The organism is Sciscionella marina DSM 45152, from assembly GCF_000379465.1.
GTDB classification, from domain to species: Bacteria; Actinomycetota; Actinomycetes; order Mycobacteriales; family Pseudonocardiaceae; genus Sciscionella; species Sciscionella marina.
Window position 1 is genome coordinate 105,822 of sequence record NZ_KB905458.1, and the last position, 23,843, is coordinate 129,664.

Consider the following 23,843-nt stretch of genomic DNA (forward strand, 5'->3'; position numbering starts at 1 on the left):
GTCAGGCCGCATCGTGAAAGACCAGGCCCAGGGTGTAGCGCAGGCCGCTGCGCACCGCGGACACCCCGTGCCGCACCTGCGCGGTCGACCAGCCACGCGCCGAGCGCACCGGGCGGTCCCTCGTGGTGAACACGAGCCCGTGCCCGTGCGGGATCACGGTGGCCGTGCCCCGTGACTGAGCCCGCATCCGCTGTTCGACGAGCAGGAACTCCCCACCGGTGTGGTCCACCCCGGGGTTGCTCAGGTTGATAACCACCTGCAGCGGGAAAACCTTGTCCCCGTACAGATCCCGGTGCAGCGCGTTCCATCCGCCCTCGGCATAGCGCAGCAGGATCGGGGTGGGCCGCCGCTGCCCTGCCGCGTGGCAGATCTCCAGCCATTCGGCGAGGGTGTCCGGCCATTCGGCCTGCCTGCCGAGCCGCTGCGCCCAGTCCCGCGCGATCGGCAGCAGCCTCGGGTACAGCGCCTCGCGCAGCCGGGCGATCGGCTCCGGGAACGGTTCGGCGAAGTAGTGGTACTCCCCTTCGCCGAACCGGTGACGGCGCATATCGATGGTGGACCGGAAATGTTCGGGTTCCGGATAGAGCTCGGCGAGGCTCGCGCATTCGGTCTCGGTGAGCAGCCGGGGCAACAAGGCGCAGCCGTACTCGTCGACCTCGCGGTGCACCGCTGACCAGTCCGCCGCGGCCACACGTTTCTCGTAGATGTTCACGCTGGTGTTCACGCCGCCTCCAGTTCGAGCAGTTTCCGTTTCGCTTCGACTCCGCCCACGTACCCGGAAAGCGATCCGTCCGAACGCACCACCCGATGGCAGGGCAGCACGACCGGGATCGGGTTCGTCGCACAGGCCGAACCGGCCGCGCGCACCGCACGCGGACTGCCCGCGGCCGCGGCTATTCCCGCGTAACTCGCGGTCTCCCCGTAGCCGATGTCCGCCAGGTGGCTGAGCACCTCGCGGCGGAATCCCTTGCTCAGCCGCAGATCCAGCGGCACATCGAAACCGGTCCGCTTTCCGGTGAAGTACTCGTCGAGTTCGGTGGCGAGCCGGTCCAGCCTGCCCGGTGCGCGCAGGATTCGCGGGCTCACGGTGTCGGCGAGGTTCGCCAGCACCCGCTCGTGTTCCTCGCGTTCGTAGGCCACCCGCAGCACACCGGCCTCGGTCGCGGCGAGCAGCAGCCGCCCGACCGGGGTGTCATGCGTGCGGTAGGCGATGTCCAGCACGCCCTCGCTCGCGGCCTGTTCGGCGAGCCGGGCATGCAGACGGGCGAGCGCCTCGGTCTCGTCCCCGGCGAGCATTCCGGCGATGTCCTTGTCCGCGGTCATCATTCGCACTCCCTTGGGTAGATCGTGCGGAGTTTCCGCACCCCGTCCGCCGCCGCTCTGCGCACGGCCGCGGTGCTGCTACCGGTGATCTCGGCGATCTCCTTGTACGGCAGACCGGCCAGATAGTGATAAGCGACGGCGGCCCGCTGGGTCAGCGAGAGTTCGCCGAGCGCCGACCACAGATCCGGATCGGCCTGTTCGGGGCGCCCGATCCCGGAGTGGCGCTCCGGCGGTTCGGGCACGGTGACCGCTCTCCGCTTCGCCGCGCGGGTGGCATCGATCGCCTTCCGGTGCGCGATCGTGACCAGCCACGCCTGCACATTGGCGGTCTCCGGAAGCCCGGGATACGCCTTGAGCGCGGCGAGGAACGTCTCCGCCGCGGCGTCCTCCGCATCGGCGTGCCCGAGCACTGCCCGGCACACCCGGAGCACGGTCGCGCCGTGTTCGGCGACGATCTCTTCGAACGCCTTCATTTGACAGGACTCCAGTATTGATGGGACTCCAGCATCGGTAGCACACCCGGTAGACGACGCTGACCCGCGAAACGTGAGTTTATCCGCCGAACCAGGTGCGCAGCGCGATCGCGAGCCCATCGGTGTCCTCGCCCGCGCACGCCCAGGCGATGGTGCCGTCCGGGCGGATCAGCACCCCGCTCAGGTCCTCCTCGATGGGCGCGGCGAGCTCGAGCACCCGCACCCGCTCCGGTACGGGCACGGCGGTACCGCGCGGCAGCGCGAGCAGAGCCGTTCCGTCCTCGGTGTACTCGGCGACCGGGCGGCCGCCCGGTTCCAGGTCACCGCAGGCGAACCCGGTGCGCGGATGGCTTGCCGGGTAAGGGAATTCATAGCGGTCCCCGGTTCCGGTGAGCAGCCGCCAGAAATATCGGTTGGCCGCGGGGAGATCCATCAGCTCAGCGAGCAGTTCGCGCAGTGCACCGATGTGTTCGCCCTGCCACAGCAAGGCGGACTGGGCCCGGGTGTTGCGCAGCACGGCGGCACCGGCGGGGTGACGTTCGCTCGGGTAGCTGTCCAGCAGCTCCTCCCCTTTGGTCCCGGCGATCACCGAGGCGAGCTTCCAGCCGAGGTTCGCCGCGTCGACCAGGCCGAGGTTGAGTCCCTGTCCGCCGTTGGGCGAGTGCACATGCGCGGCATCCCCGGCGATCAGCACCCGCCCGCTGCGATAGGTGCTCGCCTGGTGCGCGCGATCGGTGAACTTGCGCGGCTCGCGCAGTTCGGTGATCGGCACATCGGCGCCGGTGATCCTGCGGATGCTGGCGCGCAGCTCCTCCGTCGTGAGTGGACCGTCGGTGCCGGTGCCGAACTCCGTGGTGCCGAGCAACGTTCCGCCGTGCATCAGTTTGCCGCCCGGGTAATCCCCGGCCTCCGGTAGTTCTCCGAGCTTTTCCGGATCCACCTCGGTCACCCTGGTGATCATGGTCGGTTCGGTTCCCGGGAACGCGAATCCGGCGAGCCCGCGCACCGTGCTGCGCCCGCCGTCGCAGCCGACGAGATAACGGGCGCGCCATTGTGTTCCGGCCGCACCCGCGGTGACCCCAGCGGAATCCTGCACGACCGTCTCGACCCCGGTCCCCCAGTGCACCACCACCCCGAGTCCGCGTGCGTACTCCCGCAGTATCCGTTCCAGATCCGGCTGCCAGATCGGCGCACCCGCGCGCCCCGGTTCCTCCTCGATCTTGAATATCCAGGCGAAATGCCGCAGCGTGCTGCCGTGATCGTGCCGGAGGTCGGCGAGCCCGATCCCGGTGTATTCGGCGATTTCCGGGCCGAGGCCGCGCCGGCACAGCGCCTCGAAGGCCAGCGGACCGATCGCCCGCGCCCGTTTCTCCTCGTTCGGCTTCGCCGATCTTTCCAGTACGACCACCTCCGCGCCACCGAGCCGGAGCTCGGCCGACAGCAACAGTCCCACCGGCCCGGCACCGACGATGAGCACATCCGCGTCCATGATCATCTCCTTAACTTGTTAAAGAGATTAAACCATGAAACGGCTTTGTTAGGCTGTCAACCCAGCCGAGAGGAGTCGGGCTTGCCGATCGACAAGAAGTACGCCGCCCAGATCGCCTTGCGGCTACTGGACTCCGAGGGGTTGGACAAGCTCACGGTGCGCAGGCTCGCGACCGAGCTCGGCGTCAAGGCTCCCGCACTGTACTGGCATTTCCCGAACAAACGCGCCCTGCTCGACGAGATGACCGACCAACTGCTCGCCCCGGCGCTGACCCCGTTACACGCCGGGCATCGCGGGCAACCGTGGTGGTCCTGGCTCACCGAAGCGGCGGAAACCCTGTGGCAGGGCCTGCTCGGCGTCCGCGATGGGGCACGGATCGCCTCGGGCGCGGACCTGATCCGCGCCCGCGCGCTGGGCGAGTTCGCCGAGCTGGTCACCGAAACCCTGCACCGGGCGGGTTTCCCGCTCTCCGACGCGTCCCGCGCCTCGGGCGCGATCATCCACTTCGTACTCGGCCGCGCCGTCGAGGATCAGACCCGCGCCCCCCAGACCGAGGAACACGCGCTGATCACCGGAGAAAGCTTCCCTTATCCGGTGCTTGCGCGTAGCCTGCTCGAGCGCCACCGGGAAGGATCGGCGCAGGTGGACGACTTCCGGTACAGCCTGCATATCCTGATCACCGGGCTGCGGACGATCCGAGAGAGCGAGCGATGACAAGAGGAGAAGATCACGTTTCCGTACCGACCGGGGACGTTTCCCTCAGACAGCGGATTGCCAATACACCTGCCATGCGATTTCCTGTTCCCATGGTCGCTTTCGAGATGGAAGAATGTTCGGGCTGCCACGGAAGCGGCATGGATCGTAACGGCAATACCTGCAAACAATGCGGAGGGATCGGCCAGATACCGAAGCGCAACTGACCGCCCCCGAACCACTCAGCCGATTCCTGCAAGTTGCATTGCGGCATGCAACCGCGGCCGGGCACGCTCGACCGCGAGTTCGGCGGCGTCGGCCCGCAACCGGTCCAGTTCGGCCTGATCGGCGAGCAGCTCGTCGATCGTCTTGCGAATGGGCCGGAGCCGATCCAGAACGGCATCGGTCACCATTCGCTTGAGTTCCGCATAGCCGGTTATCGACTCCGCGAGCTCCCTGGGGTTTTCCCCGCGAATGGTCGACAGAATATCCACCAGATTCGTCACTCCTGGTTGTTCTTCGGGAGCGTAGCGAACAATTCCGGAAGAATCGGTGACCGCCCGGGAAATCTTGCGCTCGATGATTTCCGGTTCATCGCGCAGGAATATGGTTCCCACCGCGTCGGCACTGGATTTCGCCATCTTGCGGCTCGGTTCGGCGAGGTCCATGATCCGCGCCCCGACCGGCGGGGTCACCGCGCGCGGAACCGTGAACACCTCGCCGTACTCGGTGTTGAACCGCCGCGCGAGCGACCGCGCCAGCTCCACGTGCTGGCGCTGATCGTCCCCGACCGGGACCTCCTGCGCACCGTGCAACAGGATGTCGGCGGCCATCAGTGTCGGATAGGTGAGCAGACCGAGCCGGACCCCGTTCTCTCCCTTCGACTTCTCCTTGAACTGCGTCATCCGCCGCGCCTCGCCGAAGGTGCACACACATTCCAGAATCCAGGAGAGCGAGGCGTGTTCGGCGAGCAGATCGGACTGCACGAAGATCCGTTCGGCCGGAATGCCCGAGGCGATGAGCGTGGCGTGCAGTTCCCTGGTCAGCACGCGCAGCTGCGCCGGGCTGTACCGCTTGGTCATCGCGTGCAGATCGGAGACGAAATAGAGGTCACCGTGGTAGTCGGCGCGATCGGCCCAGTGCTGGATCGCGCCGAGGTAATTGCCGAGATGGACCCGGCCGGACGGAGTTGCGCCGGAAAAGCGGATCATGCCTTAGCTCCTTGTCGGTTTCTCGCCGCCCGAGGAGCCACCGGATACGCAGAACGGCCGCCCTCTGGGCGGCCATTTCCATCGCGTGTTCGACTCGGCCGCCGTCAGGCGGCCCACCACGCACTCATACGCTGCGAACACTGCATACGGCCAGTGTAACGCGCCGGTTAGGCTTCTCGGTATGTACGTCGTCAAGCTCACCTACCCCGCCGATCTGACCGAGATCGACGCCCGGCTGTCCGAACACGTCGCCTGGCTCGAGGAACAGTACGCGGCCGAGCGCCTGCTCGCCTCCGGCCGCCAGGAACCACGGCTCGGCGGGATGCTGCTGTTCGCCTCCATCTCGAGGGAGGAACTCGACGCGGCACTCGCGCGGGACCCGTTCGCCGAAGTCGCCGAATACGAGGTGACCAAGTTCCTCGCCTCGAAGACCCACGAAGCCCTCGCCGCGTTCCGGGACGAGCAGTCGTGAGCTCGCCGATCGGGCTGCCGGTCGTCGGCATGGTCGGCGGCGGACAGCTGGCGCGCATGACCCACCAGGCCGCGATCGCGCTCGGCCAGTCACTGCGCGTGCTCGCCGTCGCCGAGGACGAGTCGGCCGCCGTGGTCACCCCGGATGTGCGGCTCGGCAAACACACCGACCTCGAGGCGCTGCGCGCGTTCGCGCAGGAGTGCACCGTGCTCACCTTCGATCACGAGCACGTGCCCGGCGAGCACCTGCGCGCGCTCGAGGCCGAGGGGTACACGGTCTGTCCGGGCTCGAACGCGCTGCGGCACGCCCAGGACAAGCTGGTCATGCGCACCGAACTGGCCGCGCACGATATCGCGGTCCCCGCGTTCACCGAGGTGCACGAGGTCGGCGAGGTGCTCGCCTTCGGTGCGGAGCACGGCTGGCCGGTCGTGGCCAAGGCCATCCGCGGCGGGTACGACGGACGCGGGGTGTGGCTGCTCGGTTCCCCGGAAGAAGCGAGCGTGCTGGTGCGCGAGCTGCTCGGAGCGGGTACCCCGCTGATGGTCGAACAGCACGTCGAGATGCGCCGTGAACTCTCCGCGATGGTCGCCCGCTCCCCGTTCGGCCAGGCCGCCGCGTGGCCGGTGGTGGAAACCGTGCAGCGGGACGGGATCTGCGTCGAAGTACTCGCTCCCGCGCCCGGGCTTTCCGAACAGCTGGCCGCCGATGCGCAACGGCTGGCCATCCGGATCGCCGAGGAGCTCGGCGTGGTCGGAGTGCTCGCGGTCGAACTGTTCGAGACGAACACCGGGGTAGTGGTGAACGAGCTCGCCATGCGCCCGCACAACTCCGGGCACTGGAGCATCGACGGCGCCCGCACCTCGCAGTTCGAACAACACCTGCGCGCGGTGCTCGACTATCCGCTCGGGCGCACCGAACCCCTCGCGCCCGCCGTGGTCATGGGCAATGTGCTCGGCGGCACCGAGCCCAACCTGCGCATCGACGAACGGATGCACCACCTGTTCGCCCGGTTCCCCGGCGCCAAGGTGCACTGGTACGGCAAGGCCGAGCGGCCGGGACGCAAACTCGGGCACGTCACCATGCTCGGCGAGCGCATGAACCCGCTGCGCGCCGAGGCCGAGCTGGCCGCCGCATTCCTCGGCACCGGACGCTGGCCGGACGGATTCTCGATTCACTGAGCAAGGAGAGAGCACCACATGCGCGTTGGTTTGATCATGGGCAGCGATTCCGACTGGCCGACCCTGTCCGCGGCCGCCGAGGCACTGCGCGAGTTCGGCGTGGAGCACGAGGTCGGCGTGGTCTCCGCGCACCGCACCCCGGACAAGATGCTCGACTACGCGCGCTCGGCAGCCGACCGCGGGATCAGCGTGATCATCGCGGGCGCGGGCGGGGCGGCGCACCTGCCGGGCATGGTCGCCGCGGCCACTCCGCTCCCGGTCATCGGGGTCCCGGTGCCGCTCAAACACCTGGACGGGATGGACTCGCTGCTGTCCATCGTGCAGATGCCCGCCGGGGTGCCGGTGGCCACCGTGTCCATCGGCGGAGCCCGCAACGCCGGGTTGCTCGCGGTGCGCATCCTCGCCGCGACCGACCAGGGACTGCGCGCCCGGATGGGCGCCTTCCAGGCCGAGCTCGAGGCCCTTGTCGAGCAGAAGGATCGTGCGCTGCGTGACAGCATCGAGACGGAACAGGTAAACGAGCGCTAACATAGCGCGTGGAGGTGCCACACGTGGAACAGAACTATGGCCTTTACCAGCTCGGTGAGGAGCACGACGCGCTCCGCGAGGCGGTCCGCGCGCTTGCCGAGAAGGAGATCGCACCGCACGCCGCCGAGGTGGACGAGGACTCGCGCTACCCCAAGGAGGCCGAGGCCGCGCTCGCCAAGGCCGGGTTCAATGCGGTGCACATCCCCGAGCCCTACGACGGCCAGGGCGCCGATGCCGTCTCCGCGTGCATCGTGATCGAAGAGGTCGCCAGGGTCTGCGCCTCCTCCTCGCTCATTCCCGCGGTGAACAAACTCGGCACCCAGCCCATCCTGCTCTCCGCCTCCGAGGAACTGAAAAAGCAGGTGCTGCCCTCCATCGCGAACGGCGAGGCCACCGCCTCCTACGCGCTCTCCGAGCGGGAAGCGGGTTCGGACACCGCCGCCATGCGCACCACCGCGCGCCGGGACGGCGAGAACTGGGTGCTCAACGGCACCAAATGCTGGATAACCAACGCGGGCGAATCCACCTGGTACACCGTCATGGCGGTCAGCGATCCGGACGCCGAGAAGAAAGCCAACGGCATCTCCGCCTTCGTCGTGCACAAAGACGACCCCGGATTCTCCGTCGGGCCCAAGGAACGCAAACTCGGCATCAAAGGCTCCCCCACCCGGGAGATCTACTTCGAGAACTGCGTGCTCCCCGGCGACCGGATCATCGGCGAGCCGGGCACCGGACTCAAGACCGCACTGCGCACCCTCGACCACACCAGGCCCACCATCGGCGCCCAGGCCCTCGGGATCGCCCAGGGCGCGCTCGACCAGGCCGTCGCCTACGTCAAAGAACGCAAACAGTTCGGCAAAGCCATCGGCGAATTCCAGGGCCTGCAATTCATGCTCGCCGATATGGCCATGAAGACCGAGGCCGCACGCGGCATGGTCTACACCTCGGCAGCCGCAACCGAACGCGGCGACCAGCGCGCCGGATTCCTTGCCAGTGCGGCGAAATGCTACGCCTCCGACGTCGCGATGTCGGTCACCACAGACGCCGTGCAGCTCTTCGGCGGAGCAGGCTACACCAGGGACTTCCCCGTCGAGCGCATGATGCGGGACGCCAAGATAACCCAGATCTACGAGGGCACCAACCAGATCCAGCGCATGGTCATGGCCCGTTCGCTGCTCAAAGGCTGATCTTCGCAGCGAGCAGCATCCAGCCGAGGAGACAGTGGACGATAGCTCGCGAGAGCCACGCTCGGTGGACTAGCCTGTGCCGATGGGTGACTACCGTTCGAGCGCACGGAGTTGGCTGCGGTTCTCGGCAGCCGTGCTCGCCGTCGGTGTTCTACTCGTCGTCCTGTACTACGCCCTCGCGATCGGCGGGGTGGGCAAGTTCGGCGCGCCGACCGATATCGGGGGCGGCATCATGGCGCTCCTCGGCTACTGCGCCGCAGGGCTGGGTCTGCTCGGCGTGATGGCCACTCTCATCGGCATGAAGGCAGGCTCGTCCGGCAGGACAGGCTGATCCCGCAACGCTCGGGTGCCGCTCCGCGATAGGCGGGTATGCCCGAACCGAGAATGTACCCGCGTCCGAGAACTGGCAGATCAGGCTGCTGCTCACCCAGATCGCCCGTGAGGTGCACGTCATCAAGGTCATCGCGGTGAGCGCGCTGGTCGTCGCCCCGCTCGGCGCCCTGTTGTGCATGCTGCTGCTGTTCACCTGGCAACCGATATCCGGCTACGCGCAGTAAAACCCGGCCTCCGGGATCCGCTCCGTGCTGGCCCGCATGCTCGCGCTGTGACCGCGGAGTCTACGGTGAACAGGTGATCCGAATGCTTGTCGTGGGCGGGCTCGCGGTCATTGGACTCGCCTCGTTTTCCCTTCCCGTTCTCGTCTCTGCGTGGTGGCTTTTTCTCACGCTGCCGCTGCTCGCGCTGGCCGTGACCGCGGTCCACGATGTGAGCCAGCGACACCATTCCATTCTGCGCAATTACCCCGTACTCGGACATTTGCGTTTTCTGATGGAGGAACTGCGGCCGGAACTGCAGCAATACTTCATCGAGCGCAACTACGATGGCCGCCCCTATGACCGGGATGTGCGCACCCTGGTCTATGAACGGGCCAAGGGGGACGGGGACGAGGCGGCGTTCGGCACGGAGCGCGATGTCTACGCGCTCGGCTATGAGTCTTTCGTGCATTCGATGGCCCCTGTCCCGCAGGAAAGCGAACCGCCGAAGGTGCGGGTCGGCGGGCCGGACTGCACGAAGCCCTACGATATGGCGTTGCTCAATGTCTCCGCGATGAGTTTCGGTTCGCTTTCCACGAATGCGATTCTGGCGCTGAACAAGGGCGCGGCGCTCGGCGGCTTCGCGCACGATACCGGGGAGGGTGGTCTTTCCGACCATCATCTGCGTTACGGCGGCGATCTGATCTGGGAAATCGGCACCGGTTATTTCGGTTGCCGTACCCCGGACGGCGGATTCGACGAGGCGAAATTCGCGGAGAAGGCGGCGACCGATTCGGTGAAATGTGTCTCACTGAAACTGTCCCAGGGTGCGAAACCGGGTATCGGCGGGGTACTTCCCGGGGACAAGGTGAACGCCGAGATCGCCCGGGTCCGTGAGGTCACCCGGGGCGAAACGGTGATCTCCCCGCCCTATCACCGCACCTTCTCCACGCCACGGGAACTGGTCGCCTTCGTGGCGCGGATGCGAGAACTCGCGGGCGGCAAACCGACCGGCTTCAAACTGTGCGTCGGCTCGCGCAGGCAGTTTCTCGCGGTGTGCAAGGCGATGCTCGCCGAAGGGGTCACCCCGGACTTCATCATCGTGGACGGGGCCGAGGGCGGAACCGGTGCCGCACCACTGGAATTCACCGACCACATCGGGCTGCCGCTGACCGAGGGGCTGCTCACCGTGCACAACGCGCTGGTGGGTTCCGGGCTGCGGGACCGGATCCGGATCGGAGCGAGTGGGAAGGTCGCGACCGGGGCGGACATGGTCAAGCGGATGGCCGCGGGCGCGGATTACACGAACGCGGCGCGGGCCATGATGTTCGCGGTCGGCTGCATCCAGGCGCAGCGCTGCCACACCAACACCTGCCCGACCGGGGTGGCCACCCAGGATCCGCGCCGGACCCGGGCGCTGCACGTCGGGGACAAGGCCGAGCGGGTGCACAACTATCAGCGCTCAACGGTCGAGTCCTGCCTGCGCATCATGGCCTCACTCGGCGCGCACCGGCCGGAGGAGCTCGGCCCGCACCTGCTGAGCAGGCGCACCGATCCGTTCACCGTGCGCACCTACGCCGAGTTCTACGAATGGCTGGAGCCGGGACAGCTGGTCGAGCAGGCTCCGCAGAGCTGGGAACAGGACTGGGCGAAGGCCGACCCGGATCAGTTCGGCTGAGCGGGGCCGTTCAGGGCTGTTTCAGCGGATCATGCTCGGCGAGGTATTTCTCCATCCGCGCCTGATCCACCCTGCTGATCAACTGGGTTTCCTGCTGGCGGTCCCGTACGCACTTGGCGAGGGTGAACGCGGAGGTCACGGTGTAGAGCACGCCGAGACTGAGAAAGCCGCGCACCCAGCCGCTGACCGGCAGGAAGATCACCCCGATGGTGACCGCGACCAGCGCCACGGCGAACGAGATCGCCGCCTGCGCGAAGAAAGCATTCGTAGTGTTGTTCGAGCTGGTTATGTTCGCCATACCGGAACTCTGCCGGGAAACCGGGGGCCGGACATCGGTGATTCCCCGCGTTCGGTATGCGTAGTTCTACCCGGGCGGGGCGCGGGCCGGTACCCGCGCCCCGCCCGGCTCAGTCCTTCGTCAGTGAATGCCGATGATGGCGAGGATCTGGTCGAGCAGGCCGACGATGCTGGTCATGAGGGAACCTTTCGTTCGGGGTTGTTGACGCCCGCTATTCCATCGCCGCCCTATTGCGCGAGCGTGCTCGACGAGTTACGGGCCGTGGTCGTCTCGCATGCCTGCGTAACCGGGCGGTTACAGCTTGTCCGCGGCCATCCCGATGCCGAGCGCGATCAGCACGGTCCCGGTCATGCGTTCCAGCCGTTTGCGGATCTTCGCGCGCTGGAAAAACCGGCGCGCCCGCCCGACGAACATGGCGAGGCCGAGGGACCAGGCGGCGTCCACGAAAATTTGCGAGAGCGCGAGCAGGCAGGTCGCGAACAGCAGATCGCCGCCCTGCGGCAGGAACTGCGGGTAGAACGCGAAGGTGAACGCGGCGATCTTCGGGTTGGCGATGTTGGTGACCAGTCCGGTGCCGAAAGCCCGCCACGCGGTCGCGCGCTCACTGGTGCCCGCGCCGAGTTCGGCGTCCCCGTCGATCCGCCGCGCGGCCAGCCAGGCCTGGATACCCAGGTAGATCAGGAACAGCGCGCCCGCGACGCGCAGCACCGTGTAGGCCAGCTCGCTCGCGGAGAGCAGCGCGGTCACCCCGAGCGCCGCCGCGATCACCCAGGCGACGAGGCCGAGCTCCATCCCGGTGACCATGGGCACCGTGGAACCGGTGCCGCGCAACGCACTGCGCCGGATCACGAGCGCGGTCGTCGGCCCGGGAACCATGGCACCGAGCAGCACGGCGAGCAGGAACACCCCCATAGGTCGACCAGGTCATGCCGGCAACAGTAGCGTGCACCGCTCGGTGTTAGCGCGCTCTTCCAGCTTGGCCGGATCCGCACTGGTGCACTGCGCTGAGACGTTGGTGCATTGCACGAGCGCGCCACCGGCCGCGAACACGGCGAGCACATCCACCAGTCCGTCCGGAATCGTCCAGTCCGCGGTGGAGAGCACCCTGGTGCCGCGCTCGATCCCGAGTTCGCTCGCCCGTTCCCTGGCCCGTTCGAGCACCGTGGCGACCGGTTGCCCGGCGAGTGCGGCCGTTTCCGGGCCGGCCGGATCGATCGCTACGAAGTCGTCCCCGTGCAACCGGGCGTCCTCGACGAAATCGATGGCCCCGCCGGTCGGTTCACCACTGAGCCCGAGCCCCATGGGATGCAGGCTGACCTCGGCGGTCAGTTCCGCGTCCGCCGAACCCCCATCGACAGAGCCCCCTTCGGGGACGAACGCGATCGGCGCACCCGGCGCCTCGGTGCGCACATCCCCGCCACACCACCAGACACCGAACAGGATGCCCAGCGTTTGCCAGTGCGGTGGCAGGGTGAAGCCGACCGGATCACCGGGCTCCAGTTCGGTTTCCTCGCGCAGCCAGTTCGCCGTCTTCGCCGCCCAGTTCGCGGTGGTCGCCACGGAGAGCTCGACCCTGCTGCCCTGTTCATCGTCATAGTGCGTGATCAACGGCCGCGACGCTTCCGTGCGCAGCAGCGGGACCAGCACCGATTCGGTAATGCCCATCACGACGAGCTTAGAGCACAGCTTGAACTCAACCGGAGTCGAACGTGCATGGTCCGGGCATGCCGGACCATCTGCCGCAGACCGCCCGCGAGGTGCACCTCGCCGCACGCCCACAGGGAAAGCTCACCAGCGAGGAGTTCCGCCTGGTCGAGGTCCCGCTCGCGCCACCCGAGCCCGGCCGGGTGTTGGTGCGCAACGAGTACCTGGGCATCGTGGCGGCGCTGCGCCCGCTCATGGATCCCGAGAGCGAAATTCCACTCCCGCAGTTCGCGCTCGATCGCCCGCTGCGCTCGGACACGGTCGGCCGGGTCGCCGCGACGGGCGTCCCGCACATCCGCGTCGGGGATCTCGTGCTGTTCCGCGGGCCCTGGGCCGACTACGCCGATACGACCGAGGCGACCGTCCTCGATCCGGCCGCGCTGCCCGAGCCCTGCTATCACCTCGCGATCCGCAACGGCGCGACCGCGCTACTGGGGATGCGGGACATCGCCGGAGTGACCGAGGGCGACACCGTGCTCGTCTCCGGGGCGGCAGGCGGGGTCGGTTCGCTTGCCGGGCAGATCGCCCGCAGGCTCGGGGCCGCACGGGTGATCGGCACGGCGGGCTCGGCGGCCAAATGCCGGTGGCTGGTCGAAGAGCTCGGCTTCGACGAGGCGATCGACTACCACGACGGGGATCTCGTCACGCGGCTGCGCGCGGCCGCGCCCGAGGGCATCAGCGTCTACTTCGACCTCGTCGGTGGGGCACAGTTCGAGGCCGCGGTCGAGTGCGCCGCCGACCACGCACGCTTCGCCGTCTGCGGCGCACTCGCCACCCGGGCGGGCGCACCATGGCCACGGCTGGACACCGGGACCGCGGTCGTGAAGGACCTGACGGTCCGGGGCTTCGCGCTGCATCACGGCTGGCACGCCTTCACCGAGTGGACGCCGCTGTTCTCCCACTGGCTCGGCGAAGGCCTGGTTTACCCGCACACGGTGGTCGATGGCGGGATCGAGGCCGCCCCGCGGGCGCTGCGGGATCTGCTGGACGGCCGCTTCACCGGGAACGTTTCGGTCCGGCTGGGGTGATCACGGATCAGTCGACGCACTTCGGGCTGTTCAGTTCCGCCATGGCGGCCGCGGGCGCGGTCCGTCCCGGAGGAGCCGGCCTGCCCTGCGGTTCCGGCGTCTGCTGGGTGAAGATGTTCGCGACGAAGCGGTGCACCGCGCCGAGGTCCACCTTGACGATGCTCTGCCCGCCTTCGGTGTGCGCGCCGACCGCCTCGACGGGAATGGTGGCGAAGTCGACATTGCCCCCGGCGAGCCCTTGCGCCTGCTGGACGAACTGGGTGATGTCGAAGTCGTTGTCGAACAGCATCGCCTTGCGCACCGTGTCCACCAGCCCGGAGAGTTTGCCGGGATCGGTGAGGGTGCCCGCGGAGAGCACCTGGTTGGCGGCGGAGGCGAGGAACACCTGCTGGCGCTTGATCCGGTCGAGGTCGCCGTGCGGCAGGTTCTTGCGCTGGCGCACGAAGGACAGTGCCTGGCCGCCGCTGACCGTCTGCCAGCCCGCGGTGAAGTCGGCGCCGGAATCCTTGTCCTTGGTCGCGTGCTTGAGACAGACGGGAACCCCGCCGACGGCATTGGTGAGCAGATAGAAACCGTAGAGGTTGACCTCGGCGTAGTGATCGATGTGCGCGCCGGTCAGGCCCTGCACGGCCTGCACGAGCTTGCGCGCGCCCGCCTGGCGCGATTTGCGCTCGACTTCCGGGCCGCTTTCCCCGTTCGCCCGCAGCGCGGCCATCTCCTGCCCTGCGGTGCGCCCGTAGGCGGCGTTGATCTTCTCCGAGCCCTGACCGGGGACGTTCAGGTAGGTGTCCCGCGGAATGGAGATCGCCTTCGCCTTCCCGCCACCGCGCGGGATCCGCAGCAGCATCATGGTGTCGGTGTTGACCCCGTCGGTCGCCTCGGTGCGCAGCCGCTTGAGTACATCGAGCGGCAGCGGATTGCCCTGGATATCGGTGCGGCTGTCGCTGCCGACCAGCAGGATGTCCTCCGCCCCGTCGTTCGCGCTGGGGCCCTCGCCCTTGGTGGAGAGCACATCGGCGGTGTTCGTGTTGCCCCGGAACCAGTTCACCACGCCCCAGGCGACACCGGTCCCCACGAGCGCGACCACGGAGAGCACGATCAACCCGACCTTGACGCCGTAGCGCACCCGTTGCGCCTTCGTCCGCGGCGGCTGCGGGGCCGCGGGCAGGGGTGCATTGGTCGCGCGCGGGTACGGCGTCGGCTTGAACGCCCGTCCCGCCCCGTCGGCCGGTTTCGCTGGATCGCCCACTCGTCTCCCTCTCGGCTGCCGCGAGTCTAGTCTGCGTCGCGCTGCGCACACGTGCCAACCACGGCGGTCACGTGAGGATGACCCGAACGTGGCGTGCGAGACTGGTGCGGTGAACGCAGTGTCTCGAATTCTCGTCACCGGCGGCGCGGGCTTCATCGGCTCGCACTTCACCCGCCAGGTGCTCAGCGGCGCGTACCCGGCCTTCTCCGGTGCCGAGGTGATCGTCCTCGACAAGCTCACCTATGCGGGCAACGAGGAGAACCTCGACCCGGTCCGGGACAGTGCCCGGCTGCGGTTCGTGCACGGCGACATCTGCGAGGCCGAGGAGGTGGCCGAACTGATGCGCGGGGTCGACCTCGTGGTGCACTTCGCCGCCGAGTCCCACGTGGACCGCTCCATCGCGGGCTCGTCGGAATTCGTACTCACCAATGTAGTCGGCACCCAGACCCTGCTGCAGGCCGCGCTCGACGCCGGGGTCGGCAAGTTCGTGCACGTGTCCACCGACGAGGTGTACGGCACCATCGAGTCCGGTTCCTGGCGCGAGGACCACATCCTCGAGCCGAACTCGCCCTATTCCGCGTCCAAGGCCAGCTCGGATCTGCTCGCCCGGTCCTACGCGATCACCCACGGCCTCCCGGTCTGCGTGACCCGCTGCTCCAACAACTACGGGCCGTACCAGTTCCCGGAGAAGGTCATCCCACTGTTCGTGACGAACCTGCTCGATGGGAAACAGGTCCCGCTCTACGGCGACGGGCTCAATGTGCGCGACTGGCTGCACGTGGACGACCACTGCTATGGGATCTCGCTGGTCGCCGAGTCCGGAAAAACCGGGGAGATCTACAACATCGGCGGCGGAACCGAGCTCACCAATCGGGCACTCACCGAGAAACTGCTCGAGGCGACCGGCAGGGACTGGTCCTCGGTGCGGCCCGTCGAGGACCGCAAGGCACACGACCGGCGCTACTCGGTGGACATCGGCAAGATCTCCGCCGAACTCGGTTACGCGCCCCAGGTGGCCTTCGACAAGGGGCTCGCCGAGACGGTCGCCTGGTACACCGAGAACCGGGACTGGTGGGAGCCGCTGAAGGAACGGGCGGCGTTGGCGTGACAACCGGATCAGGAGACGAGGCATGACCGAGGTACTGGTCACCGGAGCGCGCGGGCAGCTGGGCAGCGATCTGGCCGCCAAGACAGCGACGAACTGGGCCTACTCCTCGGCCGAGCTGGACATCACCGAGGAAGCGAGTGTCAAGGCCCGGCTCGGCGAATTCGCCGGAGCGGGCGGTTCGGTGCTGTTCAACGCGGCCGCGTACACCGCGGTGGACAAGGCGGAGTCCGATGTGGACGCCGCGTTCGCGGTGAACGCGCGCGGGCCGGAACTGCTCGCGAACGCCTGCGCGGAGTTCGGCATCGCCTGCGTGCACGTGTCCACCGACTACGTGTTCGGCGGGGACGCGGACCACCCCTACGAGCCTGCCGATCCGACCGCGCCGAATTCGGTGTACGGGCGCAGCAAGCTCGCCGGGGAACAGGCCGTGCTCGCCGCGGGCGGGCACGTGGTGCGCACCGCATGGGTGTATGGCGCGCACGGGGCCAACTTCGTCAGGACCATGCTGCGCCTGCAGCGTGAGCGTGAGACCCTCACCGTGGTCGACGACCAGCACGGCACCCCGACCTGGTCGGCCGATCTCGCGGACGGGCTGCTCGAGCTCGCCGCGGCACTCGGCGAGCGCGAGCTGCCGCAGCTGCTGCATGCCTCGGGCAGCGGCCAGACCACTTGGTGCGGCTTCGCCAAGGCGATCTTCACCGAGGCCGGCGCCGATCCGGAACGGGTGCGAGCGTGCACCACCGAGGAGTTCCCGTCCCCGACCGCGCGTCCCGCGTACTCGGTGCTCGGGGATGCCGCGTGGCGCGCGGCCGGGCTCACCCCGCTCCCGGACTGGCGGGACGCGCTGCACCGGGCCTACGCTGCCGGTTCCTTCGCCTGAACGCTCGGCTCCGTGGTGCGCTCAGCGGGGAATTGAGTTGATGGGGTTGCCAGAATAGCCACATGGCCACATTCGAGGAACTGATCGATGAGGCGGCGACAGCCTCGATCGACGGGTGGGATTTCGCCTGGCTCGACGGGCGGGCCACCGAACAGCGTCCCTCCTGGGGATACGCGCGGCTGATGGCGCGCAGGCTGGCCGGGGTCTGCTCGGCACTGGACATCCAGACCGGGGGCGGGGAAGTAGTCGGCGAGGCCGAGACCCTGCCGCCACTGATGGTCGCGACCGAGGCCTGGCCGCCGAACCTCGCCCGCGCGACCGAGCGGCTGCATCCGCGCGGCGCCGCCGTGGTCGCCGATGAGGACGAGCCGCCGCTTCCGTTCGCGGACAACGCCTTCGAACTGGTGACCAGCAGGCATCCGGTGACCACCTGGTGGGCCGAGATCGCGCGGGTCCTCCGGCCCGGCGGCAGCTACCTTTCCCAGCAGATCGGCCCGGAAAACCTCAGCGGGCTCAGCGCGTACTTCCTCGGCGAACTGCCCGCCGAACACTATCGGGCGCGCCGCACCGAGGACGCGCGCGGCGGCGCCGAACAAGCCGGGCTCGAAGTGCTCGACCTGCGCACCGAACGGCTGCGGGTGGAGTTCTTCGATATCGGCGCGGTGGTCTACTTCCTGCGCAAGGTCGTCTGGACGGTTCCCGATTTCAGTGTCGAGCGCTACCGGGAAACCCTGCACCGGATGCACGAGCACATTCAGCGGGAGGGATCCTTCGTCACCGAGTCCTGCCGGTTTCTCATCGAGGCGCGGAAACCCTGACCGATCAAACAGCGTGCAGATGTGGCTGCGCTGGACGGAAAACCGTATTGTCGGTGTCCGAAGCGAAGCCGGCGATACGTGCGAGCTCATCGGCATTGAGACCTCGGTCGAGCACCGCAGCAGCGATATCACTCGGTAAGCTCACGGTCTCCGGCATCAACTCTTCTGACACCGGTTCACGAGTACGCCAGCCGCGAGCCGAGAGTGCCTTGTAAAGGTTGGTACGTGTCCCCGGGGTGATCAATTTGAGTGAATGAGCCTTCTCGATCAGTGCCTGCATCGACACTCCCCACTCGCGCTTGAGGTCCAGCAATCGACCGAGATCGAGATTGCGAAGCTGTGTACGAATCGCTTCTGTCGGCATCAAGAATTCCGCAGCGAACTGATCAGCGTCCTGCTCCATTTGGTTGGTGAAATCCACCGAATGCAAGCAAAGATGGCCGAGCTCGTGCGCCAGTGTCAGCCTGATCCGGTCCACGGGCGAACGCCGGTTGACGAGCATAACCGGCAGATCGTCAACCCACTGCGATAGTCCATCGACCCGTGCGGTGCCGAAATCCTCCATGATCACCAGGCAACCAGCCGATTCGAGCCACCGGATCGTCCCCCGAACAGGACCTATCGGCATACGCCATTGCATGCGAACCATACGCGCGGCATCAGCCGCGGGAGTTTCGAGCGGGTCAAACCGCGGAACTGTCTGTTCCGCGCGCATCGTGATTTCCTCGAACAGTTGCCGCGCATGCATGCGATAGGTATTGAGCCGCGCTTCAAGCTGGCGCCACACCGTGGCTTTCGCGGTTGCCCGACGTCGCATGTGGACATCAACCGCCATCGGTCCACGAATATGCCTGGACCGACGGAGGAATTCTCGAGTCACGCCCAGAGCACCCGCAAGAGCATCGATGACTTCGTCATCGGGCGACCGGAGATCCGACTCATAGCGCGATAACGCCGCCTGGGTCACTCCTGACCGCTCAGCCAGCTCGGCTTGCGTCATGCCACGAGCCTGCCGAAACGTGACCAAGGCTTCGCCTATACCGGCCATATCCTATTCCTCCTCTCCAACCCGTCCGGCATCCGGGAACTCGAGAGTCGGCGGCGTCGGCTCGGTAGGCACAGGCCGGATACCGACCGCTCCACTCCCCGGGTCGACATCGACGACAACGCTCCACACCACGTTGTCCAGACCGTCTCGCATCGAGATCACCGCATCACCGACAGCTCGCGTCTCGGGGTCCCATAAGTATCCAGCCACGAGCCGAATCTCGTCCATCCCAGGAAAGCGGGTCTGTACACCCTGCAGGTAAAACTGCAGTGCCGTCTGGGTCGGGTAGGTACTGATCTTGTCTCCGGGTCCGTGCCGTTTGACACGAACGAGATACCTCGTCCCGATCCGGAATGACCTCGTTGGTTCTTGATCGACGACTGTGACATCTGGCTCGCCGTCAAGCTGATGCATCAGGTGCGACCAGACCCGGTCGTGAATCCAGTTCGCCAGACCACCTTCGGAATGCTCGGCCACCCAAGCAGGACGCAGCTCCCGGTACTCGGACAAGTCTGCGCGAGCCGCAGCCACACTCTGCGCGACAGCCGCCTGTACCTTGTCACCGAGTTCAGCAAGCACATCGTGCTGCGCGGTGTGCGAATTCATACCAGAAAATATACCAACATCGAGGTCGATCTGCTCCTTGGCACATCGAGGCGCGGAAACCCTGACCGGGCATCGCGGTTTGTCATGAACCTGTCACACGGTTCGCGCGGAACGCGGACACTCCCGGGGCAGGGTGAGCCGCATGAGAAAACCTCGTCTGCTGTTCGGTGTCGCCGGTGCCCTGCTCGTCGCCGTGCTGAGCACCGCCCCGGCGCTGGCGATCCACGGCGGCGCCCCGGCACCGCACGCCTACTCGTTCGCGGGCTCGTTCCAGCCCGAGTATCCGGCGCCGCCGCGCGCGGATCACCACGGCTGCGGAGTGGAAGTCCTTGCCCCGCAATGGGTACTGACCGCCAGCCACTGCGCGGGTAAGAATCCCACCGGGGCCCGTACAGGTGTGCCCAAGGGGTGGAAGGTGCGGGTCGGTTCGCGCGAGACCACATCCGGAGGTGAGCTCGCCGAGGTCGACCACTACTACCGGCTGTCCACCTTCCAGGATCCGGGCAGCATCTGGGGCCGCGACCTCGCCCTGCTGCATCTGCGCGAGCCGGTGCGCGCCAAGCCGATCCGGATCGCCGCGCACACCCCGAAACCGGGCACCCCGGCGCGGATCATGGGCTGGGGCACGCTCTGCGACCAGGCCGACTCCACCCCGTCCTGTTTCCCCACCACACTGCATCAGGCGGACACCGAGGTGCAGGCGGCTTCGGCGTGCCCGGCCAGCTCCGTCGGTGAGCTGTGCGTCGGCAGCCGCGACGGCGCGGTCGTCGCGACCAATATGGATTCGGGCGGACCGGCACTGGTCCCTGAGGGCGGCGAGTGGGTGCTCGCCGGCGTGGTCACCGGCCCCTCCGGGGACGGAAAGCCGGTCGACTACACGGATGTCACCCGGCACACCGATTGGATCGATGGCATCATCTCCGGGGCGCACATACCCCCGGACAGCACGATCCCGAATGTGGCGGAAGCCGTCTCCCTCAACGGTTGCACCGGTTCGGTGGTCCGTTCCCCCGATGCCCGGCAACAGGATCCGGCGCTGCTGCTGACCAACGGCCACTGCACGACAGGCGATCGCCCCGCACCAGGGAAGGCATCGGTCGATCAGCCGGCCGATCTTTCGGTACCGATCGCCGATCACCAGGGCTATCCGCGGGTCACCGCGCACGCGAACCGGTTGATGTACGCGACGATGACCGGCACCGATATCGCGCTCTACCGCCTGGACACGAGTTACGCGCAACTGGAAGCCAAGCATGCCAAGGTTTTCCGGCTCGGCACCAGCCCGGTACGTGCGGGTGACAAGCTGAGCATGGCCTACTCCAGTGAACGCCTGTCGTGCACCGCCGAGGCGATCGTCCCGCGGCTGCGCGAGGGCGGATACCAGCAGGACGGCTCGATCCGTTACGGCGAAAGCAAAAGCTGCCTGCCACAGCACGGCATGTCCGGCTCGGCGCTGCTCGCCCCGGACGGCCGCACGATCGTGGGAATCCACAACACGCACAACGAAAGCGGCGCCCGGTGCACCGAGAACAATCCCTGCGAGGTGGCCGCGGACGGTGCCGTCAGTTCGGTCAAGGGACGCGGTTACGGCCAGCAGGTCCGGATGATCCCGGGCTGCCTGACCGCCGGTTCCGAGCTGGACCTCGACCGGCCCGGCTGCACCCTCATCAAACCCTGACGCCGGGGTGGCTCACGGACTGTGGAACCGGCCGACGAGACCGGGACCGAGCCACGGTTTCCGCCCCCAGACAAGGGCTTTGCCGGTCAGCGCGGGTTTCACCGGGCCGATCCGGCCATAGTTGAGCAGCAGGGCGGTCACCGGTTCGAGGCTCAGGCGCACATCGATGCGCCCCGGTTCGGCCGGGTCCACGGTCAGCTCGCCATCCCGGAAGACGTAGGTATAGCTGGCGAGACCGCGCAGCCGCAGTGCATAGCTCGCGGTGTGCGCCGGGGATTTGGCCCAGCCGGGCAGAATCTGGTGCAGTCCGGCCATGATGATCGGCACGTGCGAGGGTTCGATGGGCCACGGCTTGCCGAGCGAACGTGCGATGTCGTAGCCGTGCACCACGAATTCGCCGAGCAGGGTGCCGAGCGCGAGATCGGCACGCACCCGCTGATCGCCGTCGAAGTTCATCAGCGGCGGCCGGTCACCGAATTCGGCGATCGTGGCGAGCAGGGCATCGGTGTCCGCGAGCAGGATCCCGGCCAGATCGGCGCGGTCCCTGGTCGGCAGGGTCCGCACCTGCTCGGCGTTGAACGCGGGCAGATCGGCGACCCGCGAAGGCCATTCGCCCCTGCCGAGGGCGAGGTCCCGGTAGCGCGAGGGTTCCATCGCGACATGCCCGAGTACATCGGTCACCGACCAGGCCGGGGTCGCCGCCACCACCGCGTCCTCGTCCGGCGCGGAAACCGCGAGCTCGGTGAACCGCCTGGCCGTCCCGGCCACCGCTTCGGCGACCGGGATGGCGGAAATTTCCTTAGTATGCACGGAATCCGTTGCCGGTCTTGCGGCCGAGGCGACCCGCGGTGACCAGGTGCTCGAGCAGCGGTGCCGGGGAGTACCCGGCCTCGCGGAACTCGTTGTACAGGGTGCGCTCGATGGCCAGGGAGACATCCAGGCCGACCACGTCGAGCAGTTCGAACGGGCCCATGGGCAGTCCGCAGCCGACCTTCATCGCGGTGTCGATGTCGTCCGCGGTCGCGTAATGCGCCTCGAGCATGTTCACCGCATCGTTGAGGTACGGGAAAAGCAGCGCGTTGGTGATGAAACCGGCCCGGTCGGCACAGTGCACCGGGTGCTTGCGGACCTTTTCGGAAAGGGCGTGCACGGTAGCGACCACATCGCTCGCGGTGGCGATGGTGCGCACCACCTCGACAAGTTTCATCACCGGGGCCGGGTTGAAGAAATGCATGCCGATGACATCCGCGGGCCGGGAGGTCGCCGCGGCGCACTCCACGACCGGAAGCGAGGAGGTCGTGGTCGCGAGGATGGCGCCCGGCTTGGCGACCTTGTCCAGCGCGGCGAACACTTCCTGTTTGATCGGCAGTTCCTCGGCGACGGCCTCGATCACGATGTCCACTTGCGCCAGTGCGGAGAATTCCGCGGCGGGGGTGATCCGGCCGACGATCTCCTCGGCGGCGGATTCCTCCAGCCTGCCCTTCGACACCTGCTTGTCCAGGGATTTGCGCACCTTCGCCAGCGCGGCCGCGGCTTTCTCCGTGCTGCGCGCGCGCAGCACCACCGGGTACCCGGATTTCGCCAGCACCTCGACGATTCCGGTGGCCATGGTCCCGGTGCCGACCACGCCGACCGATCGGATCGGGCGCGCGGTGGCGGTATCGATCGCGGCGGCCGCGGATTCCGCGTCCGCGACCACGTTCGGCGAATCCGGCCCGTCATAGCTGTAGAAGCCGCGCCCGGTCTTGCGCCCGCACAGGCCCGCGGTGATCATCTGCTTGAGCAGCGGGGCCGGGGCGTGCAAGCGGTTGCGGGACTGGCGGTACATCGATTCTAGGATCTCGTACGCGGTGTCCAGTCCGATGAGATCGAGCAGCTGCAGCGGGCCCATCGGGTAGTTGCAGCCGTACCGCATGGCCGCGTCCAGATCCTCGCGGCTGGCGTAACTCTGCTCGTACATGGTCACCGCATGGTTGAGGTACCCGAAAAGCAGCGCGTTCGCGATGAATCCGGCGCGGTCCCCGACGACGACCGGGGTCTTGCCCAGCTTCTCGACGAACGCGACCACCTCCTCGATGACCGCCGGTTCGGTGACGACGGTGCGCACGATCTCCACGAGCTTCTGCACCGGAGCCGGATTGAAGAAGTGCATCCCGACGACCTTGCCGGGCCGTTTCGTGCGCACGCCGATCTCGGTGACCGAAAGCGAGGACGTGTTCGAGCAGATGATGGTCTCCGCACCGACGATCTCGTCCACCTCGGCGAAGATGCGGGACTTCAGCTCCAGGCTCTCCGGGACCGCCTCGATGACCAGGTCCACCCCGGCGAGGTCGGCGAGCGATTCGGTCCAGGTGATCCGCCCGAGCAGCGCCTCCCTGGCCTTCGCGTCGATCTTCTCCTTGTCCACCGCACGCTGCGTGGAACGGTTCAGATGCTCGCGGCCGCGTTCGATCCCCTCCGCGTCGACCTCGACGGCGACCACGGCGATCCCGCTGCGCGCGAGTACCTCCGCGATCCCGGACCCCATGGTGCCCAGACCGATCACGCCGACCGAACCGAATTCACGTGCCACGGCATTACCTCCGCTTGGTTACCTCCGGGTAATATCGGCCATCGTGCCATGGAACGCCCTGCTCAAGGCGTGAAACTCGCCACGCAATC

25 protein-coding genes are annotated in these 23,843 nt (G+C 67.5%); 12 read left to right on the top strand and 13 right to left on the bottom strand.

Annotated features, from left to right (window positions below):
• Position 1: 1 nt before the first annotated feature.
• From A37U_RS0139680 to A37U_RS0139695, 4 genes are all read right to left on the bottom strand, one after another.
• A complete protein-coding gene (locus A37U_RS0139680; RefSeq protein WP_020502210.1) occupies positions 2 to 724 on the bottom strand; it encodes a 2OG-Fe(II) oxygenase in 723 nt (240 codons plus the stop codon).
• Positions 721 to 1,323, bottom strand: coding sequence for a methylated-DNA--[protein]-cysteine S-methyltransferase (locus A37U_RS0139685; RefSeq protein WP_020502211.1), 603 nt, complete (start codon positions 1,321 to 1,323; stop codon positions 721 to 723). The genes A37U_RS0139680 and A37U_RS0139685 overlap by 4 nt, the downstream gene beginning before the upstream one ends.
• Complete coding sequence (locus tag A37U_RS0139690) at positions 1,323 to 1,796, bottom strand: RNA polymerase sigma factor (RefSeq protein ID WP_020502212.1); 474 nt, start codon at positions 1,794 to 1,796, stop codon at positions 1,323 to 1,325. Before A37U_RS0139690 ends, A37U_RS0139685 begins: the two co-directional genes overlap by 1 nt.
• A 79-nt stretch (positions 1,797 to 1,875) precedes the next feature.
• Positions 1,876 to 3,285, bottom strand: a complete 1,410-nt coding sequence (locus A37U_RS0139695; RefSeq protein ID WP_026198110.1) for an FAD-dependent monooxygenase — start codon at positions 3,283 to 3,285, stop codon at positions 1,876 to 1,878.
• An 81-nt stretch (positions 3,286 to 3,366) separates the two neighbouring features.
• Between A37U_RS0139695 and A37U_RS0139700 the strand changes: the two genes are divergently transcribed.
• Positions 3,367 to 3,999, top strand: coding sequence for a TetR family transcriptional regulator (locus tag A37U_RS0139700; protein WP_020502214.1), 633 nt, complete (start codon positions 3,367 to 3,369; stop codon positions 3,997 to 3,999).
• A 221-nt stretch (positions 4,000 to 4,220) separates the two neighbouring features.
• Here A37U_RS0139700 and trpS read toward each other — a convergent pair whose 3' ends face one another.
• Positions 4,221 to 5,189 carry a tryptophan--tRNA ligase gene (gene trpS, locus A37U_RS0139705; RefSeq protein WP_020502215.1) on the bottom strand — a complete coding sequence of 323 codons (969 nt, stop codon included), beginning with the start codon at positions 5,187 to 5,189 and terminating at the stop codon, positions 4,221 to 4,223.
• Between the two features lie 181 nt (positions 5,190 to 5,370).
• Here trpS and A37U_RS0139710 point away from each other — a divergent pair, with 181 nt between their 5' ends.
• The 6 genes from A37U_RS0139710 (at position 5,371) to A37U_RS0139740 (ending at position 10,765) form a co-directional block, all read left to right on the top strand.
• Entirely contained in the window at positions 5,371 to 5,661 is a 291-nt protein-coding gene (locus A37U_RS0139710) for a YciI family protein (RefSeq protein WP_020502216.1), read from the top strand.
• A complete protein-coding gene (locus A37U_RS0139715; RefSeq protein ID WP_020502217.1) occupies positions 5,658 to 6,839 on the top strand; it encodes a 5-(carboxyamino)imidazole ribonucleotide synthase in 1,182 nt (393 codons plus the stop codon). Before A37U_RS0139710 ends, A37U_RS0139715 begins: the two co-directional genes overlap by 4 nt.
• Positions 6,840 to 6,857: 18 nt before the next feature.
• Entirely contained in the window at positions 6,858 to 7,367 is a 510-nt protein-coding gene (gene purE, locus A37U_RS0139720; protein ID WP_020502218.1) for a 5-(carboxyamino)imidazole ribonucleotide mutase, read from the top strand.
• 23 nt (positions 7,368 to 7,390) lie between these two features.
• Positions 7,391 to 8,554: an acyl-CoA dehydrogenase family protein gene (locus A37U_RS0139725; protein ID WP_040590080.1), complete on the top strand. Its 1,164-nt coding sequence runs from the start codon at positions 7,391 to 7,393 to the stop codon at positions 8,552 to 8,554.
• An 82-nt stretch (positions 8,555 to 8,636) separates the two neighbouring features.
• Positions 8,637 to 8,885, top strand: coding sequence for a hypothetical protein (locus A37U_RS0139730; protein ID WP_157183326.1), 249 nt, complete (start codon positions 8,637 to 8,639; stop codon positions 8,883 to 8,885).
• Positions 8,886 to 9,193: 308 nt separating this feature from the next.
• On the top strand, positions 9,194 to 10,765 hold the full coding sequence (locus A37U_RS0139740; protein ID WP_020502222.1) for an FMN-binding glutamate synthase family protein: 1,572 nt from the start codon (positions 9,194 to 9,196) through the stop codon (positions 10,763 to 10,765).
• A 10-nt stretch (positions 10,766 to 10,775) separates the two neighbouring features.
• On the opposite strand, the gene A37U_RS0139745 is transcribed toward A37U_RS0139740, so the two are convergent.
• From A37U_RS0139745 to A37U_RS0139755, 3 genes are all read right to left on the bottom strand, one after another.
• Entirely contained in the window at positions 10,776 to 11,063 is a 288-nt protein-coding gene (locus tag A37U_RS0139745; RefSeq protein WP_020502223.1) for a YiaA/YiaB family inner membrane protein, read from the bottom strand.
• A 294-nt stretch (positions 11,064 to 11,357) separates the two neighbouring features.
• Positions 11,358 to 11,975, bottom strand: coding sequence for a LysE family translocator (locus tag A37U_RS0139750; protein ID WP_020502224.1), 618 nt, complete (start codon positions 11,973 to 11,975; stop codon positions 11,358 to 11,360).
• Positions 11,976 to 11,987: 12 nt separating this feature from the next.
• Complete coding sequence (locus A37U_RS0139755; RefSeq protein ID WP_020502225.1) at positions 11,988 to 12,728, bottom strand: TIGR03089 family protein; 741 nt, start codon at positions 12,726 to 12,728, stop codon at positions 11,988 to 11,990.
• 59 nt (positions 12,729 to 12,787) lie between these two features.
• Between A37U_RS0139755 and A37U_RS0139760 the strand changes: the two genes are divergently transcribed.
• The gene (locus A37U_RS0139760; RefSeq protein ID WP_020502226.1) at positions 12,788 to 13,795 is read left to right on the top strand and encodes an MDR family NADP-dependent oxidoreductase; all 1,008 of its coding nucleotides are present in this window, start codon (positions 12,788 to 12,790) and stop codon (positions 13,793 to 13,795) included.
• Positions 13,796 to 13,802: 7 nt separating this feature from the next.
• On the opposite strand, the gene A37U_RS0139765 is transcribed toward A37U_RS0139760, so the two are convergent.
• Positions 13,803 to 15,044 (bottom strand): LCP family protein, encoded by a 1,242-nt coding sequence (locus A37U_RS0139765; protein WP_020502227.1) that lies wholly within the window; start codon positions 15,042 to 15,044, stop codon positions 13,803 to 13,805.
• A gap of 109 nt (positions 15,045 to 15,153) precedes the next feature.
• On the opposite strand from A37U_RS0139765, the gene rfbB reads away from it, so the two are divergent.
• From rfbB to A37U_RS0139780, 3 genes are all read left to right on the top strand, one after another.
• Positions 15,154 to 16,152 carry a dTDP-glucose 4,6-dehydratase gene (gene rfbB / locus A37U_RS0139770; protein WP_020502228.1) on the top strand — a complete coding sequence of 333 codons (999 nt, stop codon included), beginning with the start codon at positions 15,154 to 15,156 and terminating at the stop codon, positions 16,150 to 16,152.
• Positions 16,153 to 16,174: 22 nt separating this feature from the next.
• The gene (gene rfbD / locus A37U_RS0139775) at positions 16,175 to 17,032 is read left to right on the top strand and encodes a dTDP-4-dehydrorhamnose reductase (RefSeq protein WP_020502229.1); all 858 of its coding nucleotides are present in this window, start codon (positions 16,175 to 16,177) and stop codon (positions 17,030 to 17,032) included.
• Positions 17,033 to 17,094: 62 nt separating this feature from the next.
• Positions 17,095 to 17,850 carry a class I SAM-dependent methyltransferase gene (locus A37U_RS0139780; protein ID WP_020502230.1) on the top strand — a complete coding sequence of 252 codons (756 nt, stop codon included), beginning with the start codon at positions 17,095 to 17,097 and terminating at the stop codon, positions 17,848 to 17,850.
• Positions 17,851 to 17,854: 4 nt separating this feature from the next.
• Here the strand turns inward: A37U_RS0139780 and A37U_RS0139785 are convergent, their stop codons facing one another.
• Together A37U_RS0139785 and A37U_RS0139790 are read right to left on the bottom strand one after the other, a co-directional pair.
• Positions 17,855 to 18,898 (bottom strand): helix-turn-helix domain-containing protein, encoded by a 1,044-nt coding sequence (locus A37U_RS0139785; protein ID WP_026198112.1) that lies wholly within the window; start codon positions 18,896 to 18,898, stop codon positions 17,855 to 17,857.
• Between the two features lie 3 nt (positions 18,899 to 18,901).
• Positions 18,902 to 19,504, bottom strand: a complete 603-nt coding sequence (locus A37U_RS0139790; protein WP_020502232.1) for a hypothetical protein — start codon at positions 19,502 to 19,504, stop codon at positions 18,902 to 18,904.
• Positions 19,505 to 19,646: 142 nt separating this feature from the next.
• On the opposite strand from A37U_RS0139790, the gene A37U_RS0139795 reads away from it, so the two are divergent.
• A complete protein-coding gene (locus A37U_RS0139795; protein ID WP_020502233.1) occupies positions 19,647 to 21,182 on the top strand; it encodes a trypsin-like serine protease in 1,536 nt (511 codons plus the stop codon).
• Between the two features lie 12 nt (positions 21,183 to 21,194).
• Here A37U_RS0139795 and A37U_RS0139800 read toward each other — a convergent pair whose 3' ends face one another.
• Complete coding sequence (locus tag A37U_RS0139800) at positions 21,195 to 21,992, bottom strand: maleylpyruvate isomerase N-terminal domain-containing protein (RefSeq protein WP_240437823.1); 798 nt, start codon at positions 21,990 to 21,992, stop codon at positions 21,195 to 21,197.
• A complete protein-coding gene (locus A37U_RS0139805) occupies positions 21,982 to 23,754 on the bottom strand; it encodes a 3-hydroxyacyl-CoA dehydrogenase family protein (RefSeq protein WP_020502235.1) in 1,773 nt (590 codons plus the stop codon). The genes A37U_RS0139800 and A37U_RS0139805 overlap by 11 nt, the downstream gene beginning before the upstream one ends.
• Positions 23,755 to 23,843: the final 89 nt, after the last annotated feature.